Source organism: Bacillus cereus group sp. N24, assembly GCF_016483345.1.
GTDB lineage: Bacteria > Bacillota > Bacilli > Bacillales > Bacillaceae_G > Bacillus_A > Bacillus_A toyonensis.
The window spans coordinates 1-24021 of sequence record NZ_JAEHCA010000009.1 but is presented as its reverse complement, the minus strand read 5'-3'; the positions used below and the strand labels follow the sequence as shown (position 1 = coordinate 24021).

Genomic DNA, 24021 nt, shown 5'->3' with positions numbered 1-24021 from the left:
CACTGAATATTAGCCTTCACCAATCGAGTATTTCCGGACAGCCCGACTCCAGCCGAGTTTTACTGTCCAGAAAATAGCGGGATCATTTTTTAAATACTATACATACATCTCATCACTGCCTGAGATAACATTATGATCGAGAAAATTTACTCACATACACCTCTATAATCTCTTCTTCATGTAACAATTTTTCTTTATGCAATACATAATATAAATAGTTTCTTAACTTTCCCTTAAAAAAAGACGACCTTGTAAAAACAAGATCGTCTTCTTACTTATATTTTTTGATTTTTAGGGAGAACTACTTCAAAACAAGTACCCTCTCCCCATTTGCTCTCTACTAATATTTTTCCGTAATGCTTTTCTACAATCCACTTGGCGATTGAAAGACCTAATCCAGCTCCCTCTGATGTACTCCTTGCTTTATCCCCTTGATAAAAACGATCAAATAATTTTGGGATATCCTCTACTTTCACGCCTATCCCATCATCTTTCACCTGTATACAAATCGAGCTGCTCGTTTGCGTGCAATCAATTCGAATATGACCGCCTTCATTCGTATATTTCATCGCATTATCTAACAATATGACCATCATTTGATGAATCCGTTCTCTATCACCCATAAAAGACATGTTACGTTCTACTTTTAATATCATCTCTTTTTCTTGATAAGAAGCAATTTCTTTATATGGATCTACTATTTCTTCTAACAATTTACCCATTTCAAATGTTTTTTTATCCATCTCAATTTGATTAGAATCCGAACGTGCTAACAACAATAAGTTGCTAACTAGTTTCGATAACCGCCTGCATTCTTTAGATATTGTAGAAATGTCCATCGCTTTTTCTTCTATCGTAGCGGAGGGGGACTGAAATAACACATCCGTCTTTGATTGAATAACTGCAAGTGGCGTTCTTAATTCATGCGATGCATCGGAAACGAACTGCTGCTGTTTCTCCCATGAATTTTGAATCGGTATGAGTGCTCTGCCAGCTAGGAAAAAGCCGATACCTATTGCACAGAGACTTCCTATACTACAACCTATCACGAGAATTAAAAATAAAGTATTTAACATTCCTTCTTCCGCTGTTATATCTCGCACGATTTGAACTATTTCTCCATCTTTTTGAAGCGAAAATGCTCTAAAATATCGTCCTTGCACTTCAATATCTTGCAAATCCTCTAACTTTTTTGGAGAAAACTTTTCCAAATTCTCTTCAAAAATAGAACGGAATTTACGATTATCACCCTCTATTTTCACTATTTTCCCATTCCAAGTTATTCTAGTTACCCGCGGATCTCCAATTTGGATATTCTCCATGCGTTTTCTTGGTGGTATTTTAACATCTAGTTTTTCTCCATACTGAGCCATCATTTTTATAGATTGATCCACTTCATTATAAATACGCTTATATGTGTACGAATAAACAATACTACCTAATACTCCTATTAATAGGATAAATACTAATGAGTTCACTATAGTCAGACGAATGCGTGTTTTTTGAAACATACTTCCTTTTTTCATTTCTCTTTTAATATATATCCAATACCACGAACAGTTTGAATATCTTTCTGATAACCGAATGGCTCTAATTTTTTACGTAAATGATGCACATACACTTCTACAATTGCTACTGTCGTATCTGAATCAAATCCCCAAACACGATCGAAAATTTGTTCACGCATTAAAATCTTTCCGCTATTTTGAATGAGATACTCTAAAAGCTCATATTGTTTTAATGTCAGCTTAATATCTTGTCCCTCTACTTGAACATCTTTATCTTTTCCAAACAATTCAATTCCTTTATATCGAATTGTCTGCTTTGTTGTTAAACTACCACTTCTGCGTAATAAAGCACGAATTCTCGCCTTTAATTCTGGTGCTTGAAACGGCTTTACGATATAGTCGTCTCCGCCAAAATCCAATCCTTTCACTCGATCTTCTAAAGAATCTCTCGCTGTTAAAAACAGGACTGGCGTTTCAATTCTTTCATCACGTATTTTTTGAATTACTTCAAACCCGTCCATTCCTGGCATCATCACATCAAGTAAAATTGCATCATAAATGTTTTGCATTGCCAAAAACAATCCATCTTCTCCATTTAACGCTGTATCTACTTCAAATTCATCACGCAAAATTTGTACGATAGACTCTAATAACGAAGCATTATCTTCTACTACAAGTAAGCGCATATTCTCACCTTCCATACTATAGTTCAATTCTATTTATTATTACATTTCTGCTCTTCATAACGAAAGAATGTAATCCTATTATGTAATTTCATTTTCAACTATTTCCTTCTAAGTTTTTGCTAGATATAAAATTTTGAGCCTTTATTATAAAAGCTCTTTCTTAAATTTTGCTTAATAAAAAATTGAAAGAAATAAGATTCCCCTTATCTCTTTCAATTTTTTACTACGTACACCTTTTTACTCGGCAACTCCAAACAATTTAATTGACCGCCATACACAGCCCCGCCATCAACTCCAATAATACGATTACTACCAAAATATACTCCGCAATTCTCACTACCATGAAGCGTTTTTGTTTCCGTATGGCCAAATACAACAACCTTTTCGCCACTATACCCACTATGAAATTCATTACGGATCCACATTAACGTGTATGGTTCAGATTCAGAAACTCGTTTCATTGGCTCAACACCAGCATGTACAAATATATACTCTTCTGTTTCAATGTAATGATCTAATTCTTGAATAAATTTTACATGTTCCTCTAATACGTGAGATTGTAAAATTGGCTTTTGGAAGTCCCCTTCATTAACTGCAATATCTTCTTCTACAAATCCATAGCTATATAACGTTTTATCTCCACCATTTCTTTTTACCCAATGGTTCCATGAGCGTTCCTCATCTGTCGTTAGCGCTTTAATCATCATATCTTCATGATTTCCCTTTAAAACGAATGCTCCTTCTTCTTTTAGCTCTTTCACCTTTTCAAGTACAGCACGTGCATTCGGACCACGATCCACATAATCCCCTAATAGAATTAATTGATCTTGTTTTGCGTTGTATTGTATTTCCTCAAGTAACTTTTTAAATTTATCAATCTCTCCATGAATATCACTAATGACAAGTATCCTATTCATTTTTCTCCTTCTTTCTAAATAAAGTTATTTCTAATTATAACTTTATTTGAAGGAATTTTCTGAACCTAACTACTAGAAAGTATTATTATTATTACAAATGCAGCTAATTTCCTTACAACACTGTAAGTCTCTTGTCATTCAATTCGATAGTTGTAATTACTATATTTCCTTATACTAAAAGTAAGAAATGAAACAAAAAACAAGGAGAGATGAGATATGAAAAAAGTGATGGAAGTTGTAGTAGCGGTGGTAGAGGTTTTCGTAAATGGTAAACAAGTTGCACTGGAGTTAAATAAATAATGAAAAGGACAATATTCATTCTAGACCCTTTACTCATATAAAAGAGATAAGAGTTCATCATTTCTTTGATCCCTTATCTCCCTATAAAGAAAGCCGTATCCCTTTAGGATACGGCTTTCTTTTATTTTTGGCTCGTACGAGCTGAAATGCTAATCGCTCTATCTGTTGCTTTTGCAGCTTCATCCAACGCTTCTTTACTATTCTTTCCGTCATACATTGCTTCTAATGCTTTTACAACTGCATCTCGTGATTCTGGGAATACACTAATTAATGCACCTTGAGTTGCTGGAGATTGCTTCGTCGCTTGTAATTGTTCTACTGTTACTTTTAACTGTGGATATTTTTCATATTGCTCTTTTACTAACGATTCATTATATGCATCTGGATTAATTGAGAAATATCCTGTTGCAGTATGCCATTTTGCTTGTACGTCTGGCTTCGTTAAATATTTCATAAAGTCCCATGCACCTTGCTGCGTTTCTTCTGAAACCATATTCGTCATCCATAATGATGCACCGCCAATAACAACACCATTTCGCTTTGAATCTTCTGGATACGGAATATACGAAACACCTACATTAAACTTAGATGCATCAATTAAATCACGAACACCTGCTGAAGAATCTAAATACATAGCAACTTGTCCAGATTGGAACGCGGCACGAATATCATCCCAACTTGCTCCATACTTTCCTAGTGCACCAGCTTTATTCAATTCATCTAACATTCCAAATACTTTCTGTCCTTCTTTACCGTTAAATACCGCTTTCTTTGCAGCATCTTTACGGCCATTTTCATTATCTACATATAAAGCCCCTTGTGTCGCTAACAATTCTTCAAAGAACCAACCATAATTGAGCATAGAGAATCCATATTGTTTTACATTTCCGCCTTCTTTAATCGTTAACTTTTTCGCGGCTTCTTTTAATTCAGCATATGTTTGTGGAGCTTTCTCTGGATCTAACCCAGCCTTTGCAAAAGCATCTTTATTATAAATTAATACTGGCGTAGATGAATTAAATGGCATAGAATACATTTTTCCATCAACTGAATAATAATTTGTAATTGCTTTTTCTAATTTTGATGTATCGTACTTATCTTTTTTAATCCAACTATCGATAGGCGTAATCTTTTTGCTATCAATCATATATTTCGTTGTAATTTCACTCGATTGAACAAGAGCTGGAGCTTCTTTCGTAGCAGACATCGTTTTAAACTTCGTTAAAGACTCTTCGTATGTTCCTTGAAACTCTGCCTTTATCTCGTACTTATTCTGCGATTTATTATAGTCTGCAACAAGCCCATCTAGTACACCTTGTGTTTTTCCACCCATCGCATGCCAAAAACGAATTACAGTTTTATCACCATTTTTTTCAACTGGTGCTACTTTTGCCTGCGCTTCAGGTTTCCCCTCTGTTTTACTATTTGAACAAGCAGCCCCAGTTAATGCCATTGTGGCTGCCATTAAAAGAGCAGCACTTTTTTTCAATAAACTCATCTCAATCCCACCTTTTCCTATGTATGCTTATTTAATTGCACCTTTTGTTAATCCTTGTTGTAATTGCTTTTGCCCTAAAAATAGTAAAATCAACGTTGGAATGACGATAACCGTAACACCGGCCATTACGCTTCCCCAATCAGTTGCAACTTCTTGAGATTGAAGTTGCTTCACACCAATTTGAACTGTTCTGACTTTTTCATCAGTGGTCACTAAGAGCGGCCACAAGTACATATTCCATGTTGTTAAAAAGCTATATACTCCAAGCGTAATAAAACTCGTTTTACAATACGGAATTACAACGCTGAATAAAAACCTTACATTTCCAATCCCTTCAATAAAAGCAGCTTCTTTCAATTCATTCGGAAGCGTCATAAAATGTTGGCGTAGTAAGAAAATACCGAAAGCTGTTGCAAAAAATGGCACTGTCATCCCAGCAAAGCTATTGATCCAACCAAAGTTTTGAATCGTTAAAAAGTTCGGTACCATCGTTGCTTCCCACGGAATAAGCATCGTTGAAATAAACAAGAAGAAAATTACGTTTCTCCCTTTAAACTGAAGAAAAACAAAAGCATAAGCTGCTAAACTGGATACGATAAGTTGTCCAATCATAACAATCGTCGATACAATTAAACTGTTGTACAAGTATGTAAAAAGCGGTACTTTTCGAAAGATATTCATAAAATTATCGAAAGTAAATTGGGTCGGAAATAACCTTCTCATTTGAATATCATCTGGTGTCATAAAGCTTATTAAAAACGCATAGAGTACAGGAAAAAACACCATTACTGCACTAATAATGAGCAGCATGTATAATAGGAAATTTTGTTTCCACTGTTTAACGATCATTTATAATGCACCTTTCTCTCAGCAAACTTAAATTGAAGTAATGTAGCAATAAAAATGAAAACAAATAATACCATCGCTTGTGCACTTGCTGTTCCAAATTGATGATTCACAAATGCCTCTTTATAAATCGAATACACAATTAAATTCGTTGCATCATTCGGTCCACCGTGCGTTAAAATATCAATTTGTCCAAAGCTTTGGAATGCACTAATTAACGTTACTGTCACGATAAAGAATAAAGTTGGTGATAGCATCGGTAATGTAACGCGGCGATGCTTATATAAATAACTAGCACCATCTATAGATGCACTCTCATATAAAGACGTATCAATATTTTGCAAACCACCTAATATAACTAAAAATGCAAATCCTGTATTCACCCAAACCGTTGTAACCGATACAGAAAACAGTGCCCAGTCCGGACTCGTTAACCATGCGATTGCCGGAAGATTTATAGCGGCTAATATATTATTAAATAACCCTACACTTGGATGAAATAAAAATAGCCAAATCACTGCGCTAGCAGCTACTGATATTCCCATCGTTGAAGAAAAGAGAACCCGGAACAATCCAATACCTCTTACTTTTTCATTTGCAATTAATGCAAGAAATAAGGCGAATACAATACTAGTAGGCACTGTATATAAAACAAATAATAAAGTTGACTTTATACTTTTGTAGAAAGCAGGATCAGAAAATAAATATTGATAATTTTCTAAGCCAACGAAAAGATTGGCTTCTCCGTGTATATCTGTTAAATAAAAGCTATAGTAAATCGTCCTAAACAATGGATAGAAAAGAAAAATTGAAAATAACAAAATAGATGGAGCCAAAAACAATAATCCTATTCTTAAATCTTTCGTTCTGCCCCATAAACTCTTCTTTTTTGACACTGCTGTTTGAACTGGTAACTTCCCTACTTCAATCATTATTTCGCCACCACTTTCAACTCTTCTTCAGCCACCACTTTTAATCGTTCATTCTTATTTTGGTGAAAGAAACATAGTTTTTCTTGCGAGAATAATAATTTTACTTTGTCACCTTTGTTCAGGATTAACTGTCCGATGACTTTCGCACTCCAAGTTGTTCCATTTACCGCAAAGTTTAATATAGACTCATTCCCTAATACTTCTACAGATTGCAGCGTAACTTCTTGTCCTGCCTCAGACAATGCAATATGCTCAGGACGCATACCTATTCGAATTGTCCCTGCTGGTAATTGCTTTAACTGTCCAATAGATAATGGAATTTGCAATTGCCCTATATGTAATACGCCTTTTTCTTTATCCACTTCTCCATCATTTATATTCATAGAAGGAGAACCTATAAAACTTGCAACAAATTCGTTTGCTGGTTCGTTGTATATATCAAGAGGTGTTCCAACTTGTTGTATACTTCCTTTATTCAAGACCATGATACGATCTCCCATAGTCATCGCTTCTATTTGATCGTGAGTAACGTAAATCATCGTAATTCCGAGTCGTTGCTGAATTTCTCTAATTTCAATCCTCATTTGCGCACGTAATTTCGCATCTAAATTCGAAAGTGGTTCATCCATTAAACAAATCGGTGCTTGACTCACGATCGCCCTGGCAAGCGCAACACGCTGTCTTTGTCCGCCTGATAATTGGCCCGGTTTCATTTTCACATACTCTTTCAGCCCTACCATTTCAATAGCTTCTATTAATCGCTTTTGTCGCTCTTCTTTTTGTACCTTCCTTACCTTAAGTCCAAATAAAATATTTTCTTCTACAGTTAGGTGTGGATATAATGCATAATTTTGAAATACCATTGATAAATTACGGTCTTTCGGCTCTAAATTATTTGCAACACGTTCATTAATCATTAAATCTCCCGAAGAGATTTCTTCTAAGCCAGCGATCATTCGTAGTAATGTACTTTTTCCACATCCCGAAGGTCCAACTAAAACGAAAAATTCTCCCTTCTTAATATGAACCGATACATCTTTAACCGCTGTCTCTTCCGCATTTATATATATCTTTGAAACATCTTTCAATTCGATCACAAGGTTGCACTCCTTTTTTCTTCTTGTATCCATACTTCATAATGACTCGTTGAAATCGCACTTGCTCCCGCACGAATGGCAATTTCCGCATCTTCCCGCGTTTGAATCAATCCACCTGCAATAATAGGAAACTCTATTTTCTCTGCTAGCTGTTTTATAATAGAAGGCATAATTCCAGGCATAATCTCTACCGCATTTGGTTTAGTCGTTTTACAATTTTCAATTGATTTTGTAAGAGATAAAGTATCGACAATAAAAATTCGTTGAATCGTTTTTAATCCAATTTTATTGGCATTTCGAATTGTCGAACCTTTTGTTGAAATAATACCTTGTGCTCCGATAACATCTTGAATATACAAAAGGGCTTCCTCTGTGTTCGTATTTAAGCCTTGTATAAAATCACAATGAAGAAATACATCATGTCCATGTTTCTGTAATTCATATACACGCTCTGGTAACTCCAGCATTGAACCAGTCATAAGAAAAACTGTTTTCGGTAATTTTTTGTATGCTTTATACCCTTTCCAATCCTTTATCATCGCGATATGAGGTTCTTTAAACATTTATTCCACCTAGCTTTTCTATTTTTATCCAAACTAAAAACACCTACTTACATAGAACACCCTTCTCCTTATTTGAACTCTAGGGAATAGAGCACACCTAAGAAAGTGGCACGTTATATGTAAGCGGGTGTTCTCAAATGTTCTCTACCCTAGTTATTTTGTTACCTTTACTATATTACGCATTTATTAAGTCAGTTTTGATAAATTGTTAATTAGGTGTTAATCGAATGTTAATATTCACCATATTGTTTTTACAATAATCCAGATATACGAATAAACTCTAACAGAACACAACAATATTTACATTTCAATCAATATGTAAATTCATTCCATAGTTAATAAGTTTTAGTTTTCTCGCCACTGCTTGTGAAGCACAATTATCCCAAGAGGTACTATAAAGCGGAATACGTTTTTCTTCTTTTATTGACATTGCCCAAGCTTTAACGACATCAGCACCATATCCCTTTCCCTGGAAGCCCTCTACAGTTTCCACACTTGCCTCAGCAGCTATAGGCGTACTTCTTGCACTGCAGCATATAGAAACGACTTGTTCATTTTCAACAATTGCAAAATAAGGTTGCCTCCATTCCATCTGTTCTATTAGATTAGGAAAATTTTCTCGCATGAGCTCTTTATTTTTCTCTGTTATTTGTATCACCCTAGTCGGCTCATTTGAATTATTTGGAAACATGTAAGCAGGACCCATCCAAATATTCTCTACCGTTCTCTCTTCATTTAATACTTTCATGATCTTTGCTATCTCTATGTGATTTGAACGTTCTCGAATTAATTTCTCAATCTTACTTATTATTTCACCATCCAAATTACAATGATATCTCGTTATATTCCCTTCACGAGTTTTGCTAAGAAAAAAACGTGGTGCTTTCGGATTTCCCTGTTCATTTACACTCTTTATTCTTCCCACTTGATTATGAACAAATAAAACCTCTGCCTGAATTACTATTAACTCAAGTTCTGAAAATCGCATTTATGCCCTCCTTCATTACCCTGTGTAGCCTCCATATACCATCCATTCATACTCTATTTTCTGATGTTCAAAACAAAAATCCCATTTAAATACACATTACTGAATCAATCATACTAAAATGACTTCTTCATTCTGTCTATCTAAATGGGATTATTTCGTACTCTTTATGTCTTTTTCTTATTATTCCACCGGTTGTGGTTGCGGCTGCACTACTTCATTCGCACCAGCTATTCTCAACACATTCGCAATATCTTTAAAACCTCTTTTTTCAGCATATTGCAGCGGCGTAATATTTTCCTTATTGGCCATATTTACATCTGCCCCGTGGTCAATAAGCATTTGAATTACTTTCTTATGGCTTTCACTACCATTTCCCAATACAATTGCTTCTATTAAAGCTGTACCACCACGTTCATTTTTATAATTCACATCAATATCTGTATGCTCTAATAATTCTTTAACAACCTCTACATGACCACGCTCAGATGCAGAAATGAGTGCTGTGCCACCTGACTTAGTCGTTTCTTTCGTATTAACTCCTGCATTAATTAATACTTTTACAATATCCGTATACCCTTCTCTACTTGCATAAAGGAATGGATTGCTTTGTTTCTCATCTTTGACTTCAATATTTGCACCTGCACCAATTAATGCTTTAACTGTCTCTACATGATTTTGGTACGTTGCTGCAAGGATAGGCGTTTCTCGGTTGTCACCTTCTACGTTTATATTCGCTCCATCCTGAATCAACTTCATAGCTGTCTCTGTGTCTCCAAGAGTCGCTGAAAGTAACAACTGTTTGTCCAGTAAATTTATACTTTTTTCTTCTTTAACTTCTTCTTGTTCTTTATGCTTTTCTTTTTTCTTTTCGTTTTTCACATGAACCGGTTTCGATTCTGGTTCCTCTTGCTTATCGCAAGCCACTACCGTCATTAAAAGTCCTAATAACATACATAATAAAATTTTTTGTTTTCTCACAACTACAGCTCCTATGAAAGATAATGTTTTCTTAACCATTCCTCCATCACATACAATAACTCTTCTTGAGTACATTTATCCATAAGCCCTTTATATTCCTTCTTTAATCGGATTATCTTAAGCTTATCCTATGTTTCTCAACCTATTGGAATGATACGCCTGATGGCCTCATCATTAACATTATGAAGCAATTAGTTTAGCACGTTTTAACCGCATTTGTATACATTTCTAAAAAGTACATAAATGATTGCTTTAGGTCACTATATTCCATTGTAACCGTTCTTCTAAAAATTTTACACCTTTTCTATATTTGCACCTGAGTAATACTAGAAAAAGACAACTATATAGTTGTCTTTTTCTAGTATTAATGATGCCCACCGTGATTCCCTGTTTTCGGTTTCCCCATCATTTCTTTATTCATTTCCCATTTATGCTCTGCTAGCTCTTTATACGAAAGAACCTTACCCTTATAGTTAGATACAAAGCTCTCTGCATCTTTTTTATTTTTAAATGAAATGACATTATAAGCCATTGGTGTCGTTATTGTTTTATCATATACGTAAGTAGCGTCTTCTAACGAAACCCAATCTTTCGAATCATAATCTCGAACAAATTTTTCTTTCGTCTTTTCGCCTGGATTAATCTCCATCCATTTATACATACAACCAATATCATCAAACTTTAACGCTTTTCCATTTTCTAAAATGATTTCTGTTGCAAATTGATTATCCGTTACCCCAATTTGGCAAATATCACACTTATCATGTTTCTCATCAATTGCCACAGCTGTTGTTCCATTTTTCCCACACCCCACTATCGTAAATAAGAAACATAAACATATAGCAAGCACAACATACTTTATTCTCATCACTATTCCTCCCTAAAAACCGTATACTCCACAAGGAGAATATCAAAAACTTGTGTGGGATTTGTGAAAAAACAATGTGCTTTTTGTAATATAGAAAACAAAAAAGATGTGTAGCTATTTCTACACATCTTTCATCATTCACAGCCCGTAATTAATAAATCATCTTCTAACTTAACTAATAATGTATCTGTATTAATTTTCTGCCCAACTTCTACATTTACTAATCTTATATTTCCACTGATACCGACCGCGACTTTTTCAAGCTCACCATTATTTTTTCGGACCATCATTAATTTTTCCCACTCATATACATAAGAAGATTCATTAACAAAAATCTCTTCTATCTTCCCCTCATAAGAACTATAAACTTCTTCTATTCTCGTTTCCATTCAAAATCTACTCCCTACTTCGCACTTCACTATTTTCACCTTATTCTATCACTCTTGTTAGAAGTAAATTATATTTTTAAAAATTCAAAATTACCTTCGTGAACAATATGACCAAAATAAAAATTATGCTTCTAATGGTGTTATTTTTCAAATTATTTACCATTTGGATAGATGCTTTTATGATAAACAAAAAACATTGTTCTGAATTTTCGTTTTATTTTGAAAGCGCAATCATTTTTTAAAGGGGGAGATCGGATGTTAGCTCTACTTGGATTTGCAATGGTATTTGTCTTTATGTTTTTAATCATGACGAAACGTATGTCAGCATTAGTAGCATTAATATTAATTCCAATTACTTTCGCATTAATTGGCGGATTTTATGCAGACATGGGTCCTATGATGTTAGAGGGCATTCAAAAATTAGCACCTACCGGTATTATGCTTATGTTTGCCATTTTATATTTTGGAATTATGATCGATAGCGGTTTATTCGATCCTGTCATTAGTAAAATATTAAAATTTGTAAAAGGGGATCCTTTAAAAATTGTTGTTGGTACAGCCATTCTTACTATTATCGTTTCATTAGATGGGGACGGAACAACAACGTATATGATTACTGTTTCCGCAATGTACCCATTATATAAACGTCTCGGAATGAATCCACTTATATTAGCTGGGGTTGTTATGTTAGGGGCAGGTGTGACAAATCTTACACCTTGGGGTGGACCAACTGCTCGAGTTATGAGTGCACTTGGACTAGATGCATCAGAGCTCTTTACACCACTTATACCAGGAATGATTGCTGGTGCAATTTGGGTAGTTTTCGTTGCCTACTATCTTGGAAAAAAAGAAAGAAAACGTTTAGGCATTATGGATGTGCAATATTTAAAACAAATGCAAACAATGGATGAGCAAGCTGCCACAGTAGAAGCTGCCGTGCATAAACGCCCTAAACTTCTATGGATTAATTTTTTATTGACCGCTATATTACTTGTCTGTCTCATACTAGAAGTTATGCCGTTACCTGTTCTCTTTACAGTTGCTTTCGCTATTGCTGTTATGATTAACTATCCAAACTTAGAACAACAAAAAGAACGTATTGCCTCTCATGCAGGAAACGTATTAGCTGTTGTTTCACTCGTATTTGCTGCTGGAATTTTCACTGGTATTTTATCTGGAACAAAAATGGTAGATGCAATGGCTCAAAGTGTAGTAACTCTTATACCAGATGCACTTGGACCACAGTTGCCAATTATTACAGCTCTTCTTAGTATGCCGTTCACATTTTTCATGTCCAATGATGCATTTTACTTCGGGGTATTACCTATTTTAACGAAGGCTGCTGCTACTTATGGAATTAGTGCAGCTGAAATGGGACGTGCTTCCTTACTCGGTCAACCCGTTCACTTATTAAGTCCTCTTGTCGCTTCCACTTATTTATTGGTCGGAATGGCTAAAGTTGATTTTGGTGAACATCAACGCTTCACTTTATTGTGGGCCGTTGGAACGACAATGGTGATGTTGATCACTGGAATTGTAATTGGGATTATTCCAATATAAGACGCAAAAAACAGTAGAAGAAATAAATCCTCTACTGTTTTTTTTATGAAGAAACGAGAAAATACCTTCTCTCTGGTCTCCCTACACTTCCATATATAAGCTCTGCATGTACTTTCTTCCCAGATATTAAATACTCTAAATAGCGTCTCGCTGTTGATCGACTTACTCCAACCATCGAGCTTAACACTTCTGCGGTAATTCCTTCTTCATTAACTGTTAACATATGCTTTTTTATTTTCGCTAAAGTTAAAGGATCTATTCCTTTTGGAGCATATTCAACTGTATTTCCCTTCACACCTCTTTGAGACCATAAGTGTTCAATTTGTTCTGTAGATAATTGATTGCTTTTCTTTAACTGCCTAATCTTTTTTTGATAACTTTCTAAACTCGCTTTAAAACGGTCAAACATAAGTGGTTTTACGATATAATCAGTTACTCCACCACGTAAAGCATGCCTTACTACATCTGTTTCCGATGCAGCTGTAATCATAATAATATCTGTATCATGCAAATTATGCCTAATATATGTGACAAGTTCTGTTCCTTGTATATCAGGTAAGTACACGTCTAATAAAACGAGTTGTGGCTTCACAAGCTCTAGCCATTCCTTCGCTTGTTCCCCAGTCGTTGCTGTTCCAATTACTTTAAATCCTTCAATTTTTTCAGTAAAACGCCGATGAATGTCCGCAATCCGAATATCATCTTCTACAATTAATACTTCAATCTCCTCACCCATTACAACTCGCCTCTCTCTTTCGGTAATGCAATAATGAACAACGCACCACCTAAATCCCCTTTTTCAATTGCAATGCTTCCATTTAAATCTTCTACTAACTCTTTCACTCTTGCTAATCCATATCCTCGCTTCTCTCCTTCTTTCGTTGAAAAGCCTTTATAAAATATGCTAGTAATTATTTCATCATGAATCCCTTGCCCCGAATCTTCCACTTCAATTAATATTTCTTCTCCGATATCTGTTACAAACATTCTAACTTTCTTATCATGCTCTTGATTTTTTTCAATTGCTTCAAATGCATTTGTAATTAAATTCCCTAAAATCGAAACGACATAATTACTCTCAATATGCGGACTTAATGTTTCTAAACTACTTTCTCGATCTAGTACAAAATCAATCTTCAACTCTCTTGCCCTATTATAAAATCCAATTAAAATTCCACCTAGCCATGGATTTTGAATTCGCTTCATAATAAATTGAACAAAATCTTGATATACCGCCGTCTCCTTATGAATGAGCTCTAGAGCATCTTCATATGACTCTAATTGGATAAGACCTGAAAGCGTATATAATAAATTGTTGTATTCATGGGTTTGTGCTCGTAACGCCTCTGTATATTGCTTCGTCTGAGATAATTCTGCTGTTAACTGATCCATTTCAGATTTCAAACGTAAGCTCGATACGACGCCGGTTACTTTATTATTTACTTTAATAGGTAGACGATTAGCAATAACAGCCTGCCCTTTTATATTTAATTGACGATCAAACTGTTCTTCACCAGTTTGAAGTACATCTAGTATGGATGAATTAGGAATTATATTTAAAATAAATGATCCAATGATATTTTTTCGGTTGTCTAGTGAAAGAATATCGTAGGCTGCTTGATTGACTAAACTAATCATGCCCTTTTTATCAATTACGATAATCCCTTCTCGTACAGATTGAATCACTGTACTATGCTCTTCATATAAAGATGAAATTTCTTCTGGTTCCATCCCAAACATCATTCTTTTTATACTTGCAGCTAAATATATGGAACCGATTATCCCCATTAACAAACCGATTATTGTAATCCAAAATACACGCTTTCCATACACTTCTACCGCTCCATGAATATCATCCATTGAAAATCCAACAGATACTACACCAATAATTTTATTATCCTGATTACGGATTGGAACTTTTCCGCGTAAGGAAGGTCCTAGTGATCCCGTTGCTTTCGAAACGTAAGATTTCCCTTCTAATAGCACTCCTTTATTATCTCCACCAACCATTACTTCTCCTATTTTGTCTTTCTTGGGGTGTGCATAACGAATCCCTTCTTTATTTCCAACCACAATAAAATCAGCATCTGTATCAATTCGAATTTTTTCTACAATCGGCTGAATAATAGAAGCTGGATTTTCTTTTTGAAAAGCTTCCGCGATTTCCGGTATAGCTGCAACTGTTTTCGCAACATGCAAAGCTCTTTTACCAATTTGCTCTTCTACTGTTTCAGATAATATGTAGTAAAACAAATAACTTGTTAACAAAAGCACAACAAGAATAAGTGTACTAATAGTTAATGTAATTCTCGGTTGTAGTTTTAATTTTTTAAATTTCAAAACCATTCCCCTAACATGGATAAAGATAGAATTTAAAGAAAATACAGTTTTTTTAATTATTAAACTTAATCATAACACGGTTACTACACATTTCTTTATTTTTATCTCCATAAAAAAAGAAACGAAGTAAAATTACTACCTCGTTTCTTAATATTTGTTATTACACTTTAAACTTGCCAATCATCTCTTGCAATTCTTCTGCCATTTGTGATAAGTGAACTGCTGCTCCATTAATTTCATCTACTGAAGCTAATTGCTCTTCAGAAGAGCCAGCAATATTTTGAACACTTGCTGCATTTTCTTCAATCGTAGCTGCAATTTCATTAATAGATGCACTTACTTGTTTGGCATCTACCGTCATTTGTTTCGCTACTTCTACCATACTATCAATTTGCACAACTGTATCATTTGTAGATTTCAATATTTCAGCAAAGCTTTGCTTCGTTTCATTTGCAACTACAAGACCTGATTGTACTTCTGTTCCAACTTGATTCATAGAGCTTACCGTTTCTTTTATATCAAATTGAATCTCTTTCACTAGTTTTCCAATTTCCGTAGAAGACTGTCCAGATTGTTCAGCTAATTTTCGCACTTCATCCGCTACAATTGCAAATCCTCTTCCTTGCTCCCCAGCTCTCGCAGCCTCAATTGCAGCATTTAATGCTAATAAATTTGTCTGCTCTGCAATATGTTGAATCACTTCCAGAATTGCTCCGATTTGTTTCGACTTATCATCTAATAAAGCAATGACTTTATCTGAATTTGAAACTGACTCATGAATTAATTGCATTTGATTCACAGTTTGCTCAACTAACTTCCCACCATCTTCAGCTTTTTTCTTCGTATACATAGAAGCTGTTGATACTAATGAAGAACTATCAGCAACACGCTGAACTCCTTCTGTAACTTCTTCTAATAACGTCGCTCCTTCTTCAACTTCTCTCGTTTGTATTTCAGCCCCACTCGACACTTGCTCTATAGCTTGTGTAATTTGTTCTGTCGCTTCACTTGTCTGCTTCATGCTAGCTGTTAATTCTTCTGAAGATGCTGCTACATGACTTGCTGAAATATTTATATTGGAAATGACATTATGTAATGATGATGCCATCTCATTAAAACTTTCTCCTAACTGCCCGATTTCATCTTTAGAATGAACTGTAATAGATTCTGTTAAATCACCTTCACTAATTTTCCTAGATGATAGAACAAGTTGTTTTAACGGTTTAATAATAGAAGCAATTATGAAGTAAATTAAAACCCCACCAATCATTAATGAAATCCCAATAACAGTTATCGTTTTATAGAAAATAGGTTCAGCCGCTCGAATAATTTCTTTTGAAGGCATTATCCCCGCTATTTTCCATCCAGTTTTCTTATTCGTTTTAAAAGTAATGTTACGATCTTCACCATCTAATGAATAATGAAAATCACCAGCTTCCTGTTTATAAAATTCCTTGCTAAGTTTCTCTTCTAACTTCTCACCCGGCTTCAGTGTCGGGTGTGCGACTACATTTTTATCTTGATCAAATATCGCTACATAACCTTCCTTACCAATATTAACCATCTTGGAAGTAGTTACAATATTATTGATAATTAAGTCAATCCCAAGAACGCCACTTTTATCCTCATTTTGTTTTGCCAATGTGATAACCGTATTCCCTGTCGTTTTTGACTTATATGGAGCAGTTACAATCACTTCTCCGCTTTTTTTCACTGCCTCTTTATACCAATCTCTTTCTGTAGGATTATATCCTTCCGGCATTTGAATTGCCGGTGATTGAATAAATTGCCCGTTGCTAGACCCAGTATAGATAGCTTCCATTTCCGGATGTAACTTATTATATTCTTCTAGTTTATTTTGGATATTTTGTATTTGATCCGCTTGGTAACTTGATTGTGTAAATAATTTCGTAAAATAAGTTGCATCTACTTTTTTACTATCCAATTCCTTATTAATTACATTATCCAAAATTTTTATATTATCTTTCGCCGAGTTTAAAATCGTTTCATTAAAATTTGTTTTCGCCTGCTGATAAGACGTCCAACCAATTACAATACTTGGAAGAATTAAAATGATAATAAATGACACAAGTAACTTTGTTTTTAAACTACTACTCCTTAACTTCCTTTGAAACATATTTCTACCCCTCCATACCGTTTTACATGCAATAAATTACAATTAATCTATTTATAAAAATTATAAGATATAAATAAATTGACGAGACTCTCTATTTCTTTTTACTCATCATTCTAAATTTAAAGGATTATTGCATACTTACTTCATTCTATAAAAATTAAATAATTAAAACAATGTATAAAAATGTATATTATTCGAAATATTATGATTCACAGAAGAACCTCTAGCACATGCTAGAGGTCCTGCCTACCTTACTATTCTTTATCTTTTTCTACTTCTTTTTTCTTATCTTCTACTACAGATACAACCGGTTTATCACTTGATAATTGTTGTACCGCTCCTTTTCCTGCAAATCCTTCTAATAGCTCTTTTAAGTCAATTCCAGAAGAAGCTTTTAAAGTTTCTTGCATCGTTGCCATTAAATCGGTCGCATAGCCCGCTACTTTTCCGGCCCCGCTATTTTTACCACCGCCGCCTGTATCGACAACTGTGATTTTATCAATGTTACTAAGCGGACTTGCAAGTTCCTTCGCATAACTTGGAAGCATTTTAAGAACCATATCCATAATTGCCGCTTGACCATATAATTCAAATGCTTCTGCAATTTTTTGTTTTGCTTCTGCTTCTGCTAAACCTTTTAACCTAATAACATCTGCCTCTGCTGTACCTTGTGCTTTTTGTACTTCCGCTTTCGCTTGACCTTGTGCTTTCTCAATCTCTGCTTTCGCTAAACCTTCTACACGAACTTCTTCTGCACGTGCTCTTGCTTCTGCTTCAATCTTATATTGATCCGCATCTGCTTTTTTCATTTGTTTTACTTTTTCCGCTTCTGCTGATTGTTCGACAGCATAGCGATCTGCATCTGCTTTTTTCTTCACTTCTGCATCATATTGCTTTTCACGACGTGCAATCTCTTTTTCTTCTAATTCAATTTGCTTTTCACGCTCAATGATTTTAACGCGCATTTGCTCTTCTGTAACACCTTGTTGCGCTTTCGCTTGTTGTAATTCGTAAGAAAGGTCCGCATCTGCACGAGCTTGTTCTTGATCTCTCTTATAGGACTGCACTTTTAATTCCTTATGTTTTTCAGCTTCAGCGATTTGTGCATCACGTTGATATTCTGCTTCTTTTGCTTCTTTCTCAGCACGAGCTTTTTCAATTCGTGCCTCTTTTTCACGCTCTGCATTTGCAACTGTTGCATCACGCTTAACCATTGCAATTTGCGGCTGTCCAAGCGCATCTAAGTATCCGTTTTTGTCCATTATTTCTTTAATTGTAAAAGAAACGATGCGAAGACCCATCTTCTTTAAATCTGTAGAAGCTACTTCATGCACCTTTTGAGCAAATTGCTCTCTATTACTATACGCATCTTCTACTGTCATAGAAGATAAGATAGCACGGAGATGCCCTTCTAAAACTTCTTTTGCTTCTATTTTTAACTCTTCCGTTTCTTTTCCTAAATATTGTTCAGCTGCTGTAGAAACTTCTTCAATTGTCGATCCTACTTTAATAATAGAAACACCATTTACTGTAATTGGTACACCTTGTTTCGTATACGTATCACGTGTACCAACTTCTAATTTGTAGTTTAATAGGCTTAAAGGCTCTGCTCTTTGCATAATTGGAACTACAAAAGTACCGCCACCGCGAATAATCTTAATCTTCTTTCCATCATCAGTGGTAACAACATTTTTCCCACCACCAAGCCAGTTCCCTGTAACAATTAACGCTTCATCTGGACCAACTGTTCGATACTTCGTAATGAATACTAAAATGAGTAGAATTAAAATTGCGAGTAAAACTCCACCGATAATTAATGGAATCGTCATGTAAATTCCCCCTTATAATTTTGGTTTCTTTAAAGAATAAGCCATGTTTTGTACAAGCAAAACACCATCTTGAACTCCCTCGATAATAACTTCAGTTCCTTGTGAAATATCTTTCTTTCCAATTGTTTTAGCTGGGATTGCATTACTTCCAAATTGGGAGGAGATTAATACTTCACCAAATCCTTCTGTAGGAATTGTCGTAATGACTTCTCCCTTGCAACCAATGAATTCATCCATACGTTGTACGGTATTTTGTTCTGCTTCTGCAATCGGTTTTAAAATTAATATTTTCATTATGAAAACACCGATAAAAGATATAGCAAATGAACCAGCGAAAATAATAGTACTATTAAAGGAAAATAAATATTCTCCTATATAACTAAGTCCACATAACATAGCGAAGAAACTAAGTAGTAAAGTAACAACGGATACAGATCCGCCCCCAAAACTAAATATTGATTCAAATATATCTCCAAAGAAAATATAAATAACAGTGAGTATAGTAGCAATAATAAATCCATATAAATAAATTGTTTCAAGTGGATAACCAAACAAGAACATTTCTTATCCCCCTTTCTTAAACAATCCCTTTTTTGTTATGTGTATGCCTCACCTCTTTCAAAGATTATTAATCTCAATTTTCAGTTATTTATCCTTTAAAGAAAAACCTGTAAGACAGGTCTCTAAAAAAGAACAGGAGAAACCTATTGTGACAGGCTCCTCCTAGAAAATAACCGATATATTATATATCTATATAATATACTATTTTCCACAAAAAGTAAAGTTAAACATACATTGGAAAAGAACTTATTTTAGTGATAATGAGTACGTTCCATCGCCATTATCATATTTATATACATACAAGTAATACTTACCTGGTTTTGCATTTAATTTTGCTTCTATATGATTTCCATTAGCTTGACCGTAAGCAGCATAATTTTGCATATCTGATTCATGGTGAAGTACCCACGTCATCCCAATTCCATACTCATTTAAAACAGAAATATCGATATCTTTCGCTGATGCTACATTAAATGTATAAACATCGGTGTGATCCCCGCCGATAAGGCTACCTTTTATAGTAGTGTTTAGTCCGATACGATTTGCTTCCTCTTTACGATTATTTGGTTCAGATTCTGTTAAACTTCCATCTTTAATCGTAACAGTTGTTTCACTTCTACTCTCTTTTCCTTTATCATCTTTTACTCTTAACACTACTTTATAAGTTCCTTCTTTTTCATATGCATGTACTGGATTAACTTCTGTACTTGTTCTTCCGTCTCCAAACTCCCATGAATAAGAAACGATTTTTCCATCTTCGTCGTTTGATCCATCACTTTTGAATTGAATTCCTTCTTTTACAAGCCCATTATAAGGACCGTTTATATGAACTGTCGGAGCTTTATTTTCTCCGTCATCTTTTGCGATACCATGGAAGACTACGTCATATTCAAATTCATTGGAACTATTCACACGGTAATTGACGAAATATGCTGTAACCGTTTTGTAGCCGCTCCATTCTTTTTGCGCCAATTGTTCTAAAGCTTCATTTACTCTTTTACCCATTGCATTCCAGTCTTCTGATTCACCTTTTGTTACACTACCTGTAAACGTACCTTCTAATGTAAATGTATTAAAGAATTGAGACTCGTGTTTTGTCATTTTTGCATCTTTCATAGACAACGTCTCACTAATTTCTTTCTTCACTTCTGTTAACGACTTTGGTGCATGTTCAGCTAAATAATCATCTGCTACTTCCGGTACAGTGTACTTATCTTGATTATCAATTAACTGCTGCATATACTCTTGATACTCTTTATTTAGCTTAGAATCTTTACTTAGATTTTCACGATATGCATCATAATTTTTCACGTCATTCGCACGAATTAAATCTTGAATTTTATCAAATGTTTCAAACTGATGCGTATATAAGTAAGACTGCAATGCGAACGAGTAGTTATAGAAATCCCAAGAACCATATTTAGCAAATAATGTGCGCTCTGCTGTATAACGGCTTGCAGGATCAGATGATAATCCGCTAATGATGCTCTTTCTCGGTACTACATTATTTGTACGAGTAGATCCTGCGAAAAATTCTGCATTCCCTTCTTGGAACCAAGTTAATCTTTCATTTTGATACATATCTCCTCTTCCAAATAAACCGGGGACTTCATATCTCCCTTGAAGATAGTGAGTAAACTCATGACGGAATAACTCTTCTAAACTATAAATACTTTGCTCTGGCGTACGCTCATATGTAAAGAATGTACCTGTCTCTTCAATATAAATTCCACCGTTGTTTGTTTCATATCCATACAATTGTCTATTTAACTGATATTCATCTGGAGTATTATAGATTACTATCGTTAATACGTCGTCTGCATTACCTTGTTCTAAGGCTTTGTCATTTCCGATTACGCGGTGATATTGCGCTTTTACTTCCTTCGCAGCCCAATATAATCTCTTAATTTTTTCTTCTGACACTTTATCCCCAGTTTTAAATACAATAGATCCATCGTCGAATGTATACGTTTTTGGTAAGTATTGCTCTTTTCCTTCTTTACGTATCTTCTCTAAATCTACCGTATTCCCGCTATAATCTTTTCCGTTATAATTTGTTGTAATTTGTTCTACCGCAACAAAATACGGTTCACTTAAACGTGGATACATATGCATTGCTTGTGTAACAACCTCTAATCCTTTATTTGGATTGCTATGAAACTTCCCTAAACGGCTAGCAAAATAAATTCCATTATTAACGAGCCATTTATTTTCTGGTGTTACTTCATTTAGAAGAGCAATACGATTTATTTCATTAATAAACCCATCTACTTTTCCATACCACATCGTTTCATTCGCTTCTTTACGGGCCTCATTTAAGTAAGACTGTATATCATAATCAATGCCTTGCATCATATCGTATACAGCTTGTCCTTTCATACGATCGTCTACATATGCATTAAAATTATCATTATATTGTTTTAAAATATTCGATGCGTATTGTACTGTTTCAACATCACTTGATGCATTACTAATTAATTTACCGTATGCAGATACTACTGTATCTTGCTCATTTGTTCCAAGCTTAAAGTTTGGATTTTTTGCGATTGCTTTTAAAGCAGGTAAACATTTGTCCTGGAAGCTTCTTTCATTTAAAGCGCTTAATTCATTATTATAAAATGCAAGATAAAAAGCTGAACGTAACACTTCAGTAAACGTTTGAATTCCTTTTGAATCATCTTTCGTAAATGTACTACCTCTATGAGCTAATTCGTCTATAATTACTTGCATTTTTCCGTTATCTTTATAAAAGGCTTTTGCATCTTCATTAAACTGGAATAAGTCTGTAATTTGATGCCACTTAATACTGCCTAACGTTTCAACTAACTCTTGATCATTCATTTTGTTTAAATCAGCCATTGAATAGCTTTCTTTAGCTTGCTTTACTGCCGAGTTCTTCGTAATAGATGCTGGTCGCTGTGAAAAATCTCCTACTTTTAAACGTTCTTGAAATGATAATGTTTCCTCGGCTTTAGAAACGTGTCCGATCTCATCTACTGATTTTTCAATTCCAACTGGTTTCGAATGCAATACATTATATGGCACCTTTTCTTCTGCTGAAACATTCGTTTGAATTGCTCCTAACGATAGCGCCATTGTACTAATACTAAGCATCATTTTATTAATCTTTGATTTCTTGTTCATATCATTGCCCCCTATTTATATATTCCATTCACGAAATTAACATATTATCCGGATAAAAAGATATAAAATGCAATATTTCATATTATTTCTTCATACAATTTGAACGTATCGTGAACGAAAAGTACTTACAATTTCCGCTACAGTTTCTCCATTATTTTAGCTATTAAAACATCCTCGTATCCATATCCTTCCCCTATTCAAAAAGACCTTATCATAAGCATATTTCAACATGAAATTGCTATGATAAGGTCTTCTCAAAGATTTATATATTTTTGTAATAATAAGATAAAGCGTTATTTATTTCTTAAATACTCTCTTTCTAAATACAAACATACTTAATGCTGAAAGAACAAATGCTAATCCCGAAAGTAAACTCGATGTGTTAGCTTGACTACCAGTTGCTGCTAAAGACTTCTGATTTTCCTCTTGCTTATTAGCTTGTTGCTTATTTGAAACTTTTTCTTGCGTACTCTCTTGTCCTACCACCTTCACCGGCCCAACTTGATTATCCCCTTTTGGCTCTTGATTCAATCCAGTTGTTGATTCTTTTACCTCTTCTTTTGTACCTTCAACTTCTTTTACTTCTTCTTTTGTACCTTCAACTTCTTTTACCGGTTCTTTTACTTCTTCTTTCGTTTCTTCAACTTCTTTTACCGGCTCTTTTACTTCTTCTTTCGTTTCTTCAACTTCTTTTACCGGTTCTTTTACTTCTTCTTTTATTTCTTCAACTTCTTTTACCGGTTCTTTTACTTCTTCTTTTATTTCTTCAACTTCTTTTACCGGCTCTTTTACTTCTTCTTTCGTTTCTTCAAATTCTTTTTCAGGATCTTTTACATATTCTATAGGTTCTTAAAATTCTATTACAGGGTGATTAACATAT

At 34.6% G+C, this 24021-nt stretch carries 20 protein-coding genes and 1 pseudogene; 1 reads left to right on the top strand and 20 read right to left on the bottom strand.

The genetic code is table 11. The annotated features are described in order from the left end of the window. Window positions 1–275 precede the first annotated feature (275 nt). From JDS95_RS15045 to JDS95_RS14990, 12 genes are all read right to left on the bottom strand, one after another. Window positions 276–1511, bottom strand: a complete 1236-nt coding sequence (locus JDS95_RS15045) for a sensor histidine kinase (RefSeq protein WP_002042614.1) — start codon at window positions 1509–1511, stop codon at window positions 276–278. A gap of 11 nt (window positions 1512–1522) precedes the next feature. Continuing rightward, window positions 1523–2194 (bottom strand): response regulator transcription factor, encoded by a 672-nt coding sequence (locus tag JDS95_RS15040; RefSeq protein ID WP_001238627.1) that lies wholly within the window; start codon window positions 2192–2194, stop codon window positions 1523–1525. A 212-nt stretch (window positions 2195–2406) separates the two neighbouring features. Further along, a complete protein-coding gene (locus JDS95_RS15035; protein ID WP_001079920.1) occupies window positions 2407–3111 on the bottom strand; it encodes a metallophosphoesterase family protein in 705 nt (234 codons plus the stop codon). Between the two features lie 421 nt (window positions 3112–3532). Next, window positions 3533–4909 carry an ABC transporter substrate-binding protein gene (locus tag JDS95_RS15030; protein ID WP_000054809.1) on the bottom strand — a complete coding sequence of 459 codons (1377 nt, stop codon included), beginning with the start codon at window positions 4907–4909 and terminating at the stop codon, window positions 3533–3535. A gap of 27 nt (window positions 4910–4936) precedes the next feature. After that, a complete protein-coding gene (locus tag JDS95_RS15025; RefSeq protein ID WP_000635953.1) occupies window positions 4937–5758 on the bottom strand; it encodes a carbohydrate ABC transporter permease in 822 nt (273 codons plus the stop codon). Further along, complete coding sequence (locus JDS95_RS15020) at window positions 5755–6687, bottom strand: carbohydrate ABC transporter permease (protein WP_199690603.1); 933 nt, start codon at window positions 6685–6687, stop codon at window positions 5755–5757. Before JDS95_RS15020 ends, JDS95_RS15025 begins: the two co-directional genes overlap by 4 nt. Then, window positions 6687–7784, bottom strand: a complete 1098-nt coding sequence (locus JDS95_RS15015) for an ABC transporter ATP-binding protein (RefSeq protein WP_000571195.1) — start codon at window positions 7782–7784, stop codon at window positions 6687–6689. The genes JDS95_RS15020 and JDS95_RS15015 overlap by 1 nt, the downstream gene beginning before the upstream one ends. After that, window positions 7781–8347, bottom strand: coding sequence for a glycerol-3-phosphate responsive antiterminator (locus JDS95_RS15010; RefSeq protein ID WP_000471996.1), 567 nt, complete (start codon window positions 8345–8347; stop codon window positions 7781–7783). The genes JDS95_RS15015 and JDS95_RS15010 overlap by 4 nt, the downstream gene beginning before the upstream one ends. Before the next feature lie 307 nt (window positions 8348–8654). After that, complete coding sequence (locus JDS95_RS15005) at window positions 8655–9335, bottom strand: GNAT family N-acetyltransferase (protein ID WP_001212340.1); 681 nt, start codon at window positions 9333–9335, stop codon at window positions 8655–8657. Window positions 9336–9515: 180 nt separating this feature from the next. Further along, on the bottom strand, window positions 9516–10388 hold the full coding sequence (locus tag JDS95_RS15000; RefSeq protein WP_000287349.1) for an ankyrin repeat domain-containing protein: 873 nt from the start codon (window positions 10386–10388) through the stop codon (window positions 9516–9518). Between the two features lie 289 nt (window positions 10389–10677). Further along, window positions 10678–11181 (bottom strand): nitrous oxide reductase accessory protein NosL, encoded by a 504-nt coding sequence (locus JDS95_RS14995; RefSeq protein ID WP_001220935.1) that lies wholly within the window; start codon window positions 11179–11181, stop codon window positions 10678–10680. A gap of 134 nt (window positions 11182–11315) precedes the next feature. Continuing rightward, on the bottom strand, window positions 11316–11570 hold the full coding sequence (locus JDS95_RS14990) for a hypothetical protein (RefSeq protein WP_000450026.1): 255 nt from the start codon (window positions 11568–11570) through the stop codon (window positions 11316–11318). Window positions 11571–11825: 255 nt separating this feature from the next. Here JDS95_RS14990 and JDS95_RS14985 point away from each other — a divergent pair, with 255 nt between their 5' ends. Continuing rightward, on the top strand, window positions 11826–13130 hold the full coding sequence (locus tag JDS95_RS14985; RefSeq protein ID WP_000880434.1) for a CitMHS family transporter: 1305 nt from the start codon (window positions 11826–11828) through the stop codon (window positions 13128–13130). Window positions 13131–13173: 43 nt separating this feature from the next. On the opposite strand, the gene JDS95_RS14980 is transcribed toward JDS95_RS14985, so the two are convergent. From JDS95_RS14980 to JDS95_RS31715, 8 genes and pseudogenes are all read right to left on the bottom strand, one after another. After that, a complete protein-coding gene (locus JDS95_RS14980; protein ID WP_000503458.1) occupies window positions 13174–13866 on the bottom strand; it encodes a response regulator in 693 nt (230 codons plus the stop codon). Then, entirely contained in the window at window positions 13866–15470 is a 1605-nt protein-coding gene (locus JDS95_RS14975) for an ATP-binding protein (RefSeq protein WP_139823581.1), read from the bottom strand. The genes JDS95_RS14980 and JDS95_RS14975 overlap by 1 nt, the downstream gene beginning before the upstream one ends. A 160-nt stretch (window positions 15471–15630) precedes the next feature. Then, the gene (locus tag JDS95_RS32140) at window positions 15631–16491 is read right to left on the bottom strand and encodes a methyl-accepting chemotaxis protein (RefSeq protein ID WP_370512681.1); all 861 of its coding nucleotides are present in this window, start codon (window positions 16489–16491) and stop codon (window positions 15631–15633) included. An 81-nt stretch (window positions 16492–16572) separates the two neighbouring features. Continuing rightward, a pseudogene (locus JDS95_RS32135) lies at window positions 16573–17607 on the bottom strand (HAMP domain-containing protein); the annotation flags it as partial. 254 nt (window positions 17608–17861) lie between these two features. Next, window positions 17862–19436 carry a flotillin family protein gene (locus JDS95_RS14965; RefSeq protein WP_000154994.1) on the bottom strand — a complete coding sequence of 525 codons (1575 nt, stop codon included), beginning with the start codon at window positions 19434–19436 and terminating at the stop codon, window positions 17862–17864. Window positions 19437–19448: 12 nt separating this feature from the next. Beyond that, window positions 19449–19997 (bottom strand): NfeD family protein, encoded by a 549-nt coding sequence (locus JDS95_RS14960; RefSeq protein ID WP_000478274.1) that lies wholly within the window; start codon window positions 19995–19997, stop codon window positions 19449–19451. A gap of 246 nt (window positions 19998–20243) precedes the next feature. Next, window positions 20244–23141 (bottom strand): collagenase ColA, encoded by a 2898-nt coding sequence (gene colA, locus JDS95_RS14955; RefSeq protein WP_001036365.1) that lies wholly within the window; start codon window positions 23139–23141, stop codon window positions 20244–20246. Between the two features lie 297 nt (window positions 23142–23438). Further along, window positions 23439–23672, bottom strand: coding sequence for an LPXTG cell wall anchor domain-containing protein (locus JDS95_RS31715; RefSeq protein ID WP_002042600.1), 234 nt, complete (start codon window positions 23670–23672; stop codon window positions 23439–23441). Window positions 23673–24021 lie beyond the last annotated feature (349 nt).

Bases quoted from the DNA above. Each gene is read 5' to 3' on its own strand.
- JDS95_RS15045 (WP_002042614.1), bottom strand. From the start codon at position 1,511: ATGTTTCAAAAAACACGCATTCGTCTGACTATAGTGAACTCATTAGTA.
- JDS95_RS15040 (WP_001238627.1), bottom strand. From the start codon at position 2,194: ATGCGCTTACTTGTAGTAGAAGATAATGCTTCGTTATTAGAGTCTATC.
- JDS95_RS15035 (WP_001079920.1), bottom strand. From the start codon at position 3,111: ATGAATAGGATACTTGTCATTAGTGATATTCATGGAGAGATTGATAAA.
- JDS95_RS15030 (WP_000054809.1), bottom strand. From the start codon at position 4,909: ATGAGTTTATTGAAAAAAAGTGCTGCTCTTTTAATGGCAGCCACAATG.
- JDS95_RS15025 (WP_000635953.1), bottom strand. From the start codon at position 5,758: ATGATCGTTAAACAGTGGAAACAAAATTTCCTATTATACATGCTGCTC.
- JDS95_RS15020 (WP_199690603.1), bottom strand. From the start codon at position 6,687: ATGATTGAAGTAGGGAAGTTACCAGTTCAAACAGCAGTGTCAAAAAAG.
- JDS95_RS15010 (WP_000471996.1), bottom strand. From the start codon at position 8,347: ATGTTTAAAGAACCTCATATCGCGATGATAAAGGATTGGAAAGGGTAT.
- JDS95_RS15005 (WP_001212340.1), bottom strand. From the start codon at position 9,335: ATGCGATTTTCAGAACTTGAGTTAATAGTAATTCAGGCAGAGGTTTTA.
- JDS95_RS15000 (WP_000287349.1), bottom strand. From the start codon at position 10,388: ATGTACTCAAGAAGAGTTATTGTATGTGATGGAGGAATGGTTAAGAAA.
- JDS95_RS14995 (WP_001220935.1), bottom strand. From the start codon at position 11,181: ATGAGAATAAAGTATGTTGTGCTTGCTATATGTTTATGTTTCTTATTT.
- JDS95_RS14990 (WP_000450026.1), bottom strand. From the start codon at position 11,570: ATGGAAACGAGAATAGAAGAAGTTTATAGTTCTTATGAGGGGAAGATA.
- JDS95_RS14985 (WP_000880434.1), top strand. From the start codon at position 11,826: ATGTTAGCTCTACTTGGATTTGCAATGGTATTTGTCTTTATGTTTTTA.
- JDS95_RS14980 (WP_000503458.1), bottom strand. From the start codon at position 13,866: ATGGGTGAGGAGATTGAAGTATTAATTGTAGAAGATGATATTCGGATT.
- JDS95_RS32140 (WP_370512681.1), bottom strand. From the start codon at position 16,491: ATGAAGCAGACAAGTGAAGCGACAGAACAAATTACACAAGCTATAGAG.
- JDS95_RS14965 (WP_000154994.1), bottom strand. From the start codon at position 19,436: ATGACGATTCCATTAATTATCGGTGGAGTTTTACTCGCAATTTTAATT.
- JDS95_RS14960 (WP_000478274.1), bottom strand. From the start codon at position 19,997: ATGTTCTTGTTTGGTTATCCACTTGAAACAATTTATTTATATGGATTT.
- colA (WP_001036365.1), bottom strand. From the start codon at position 23,141: ATGAACAAGAAATCAAAGATTAATAAAATGATGCTTAGTATTAGTACA.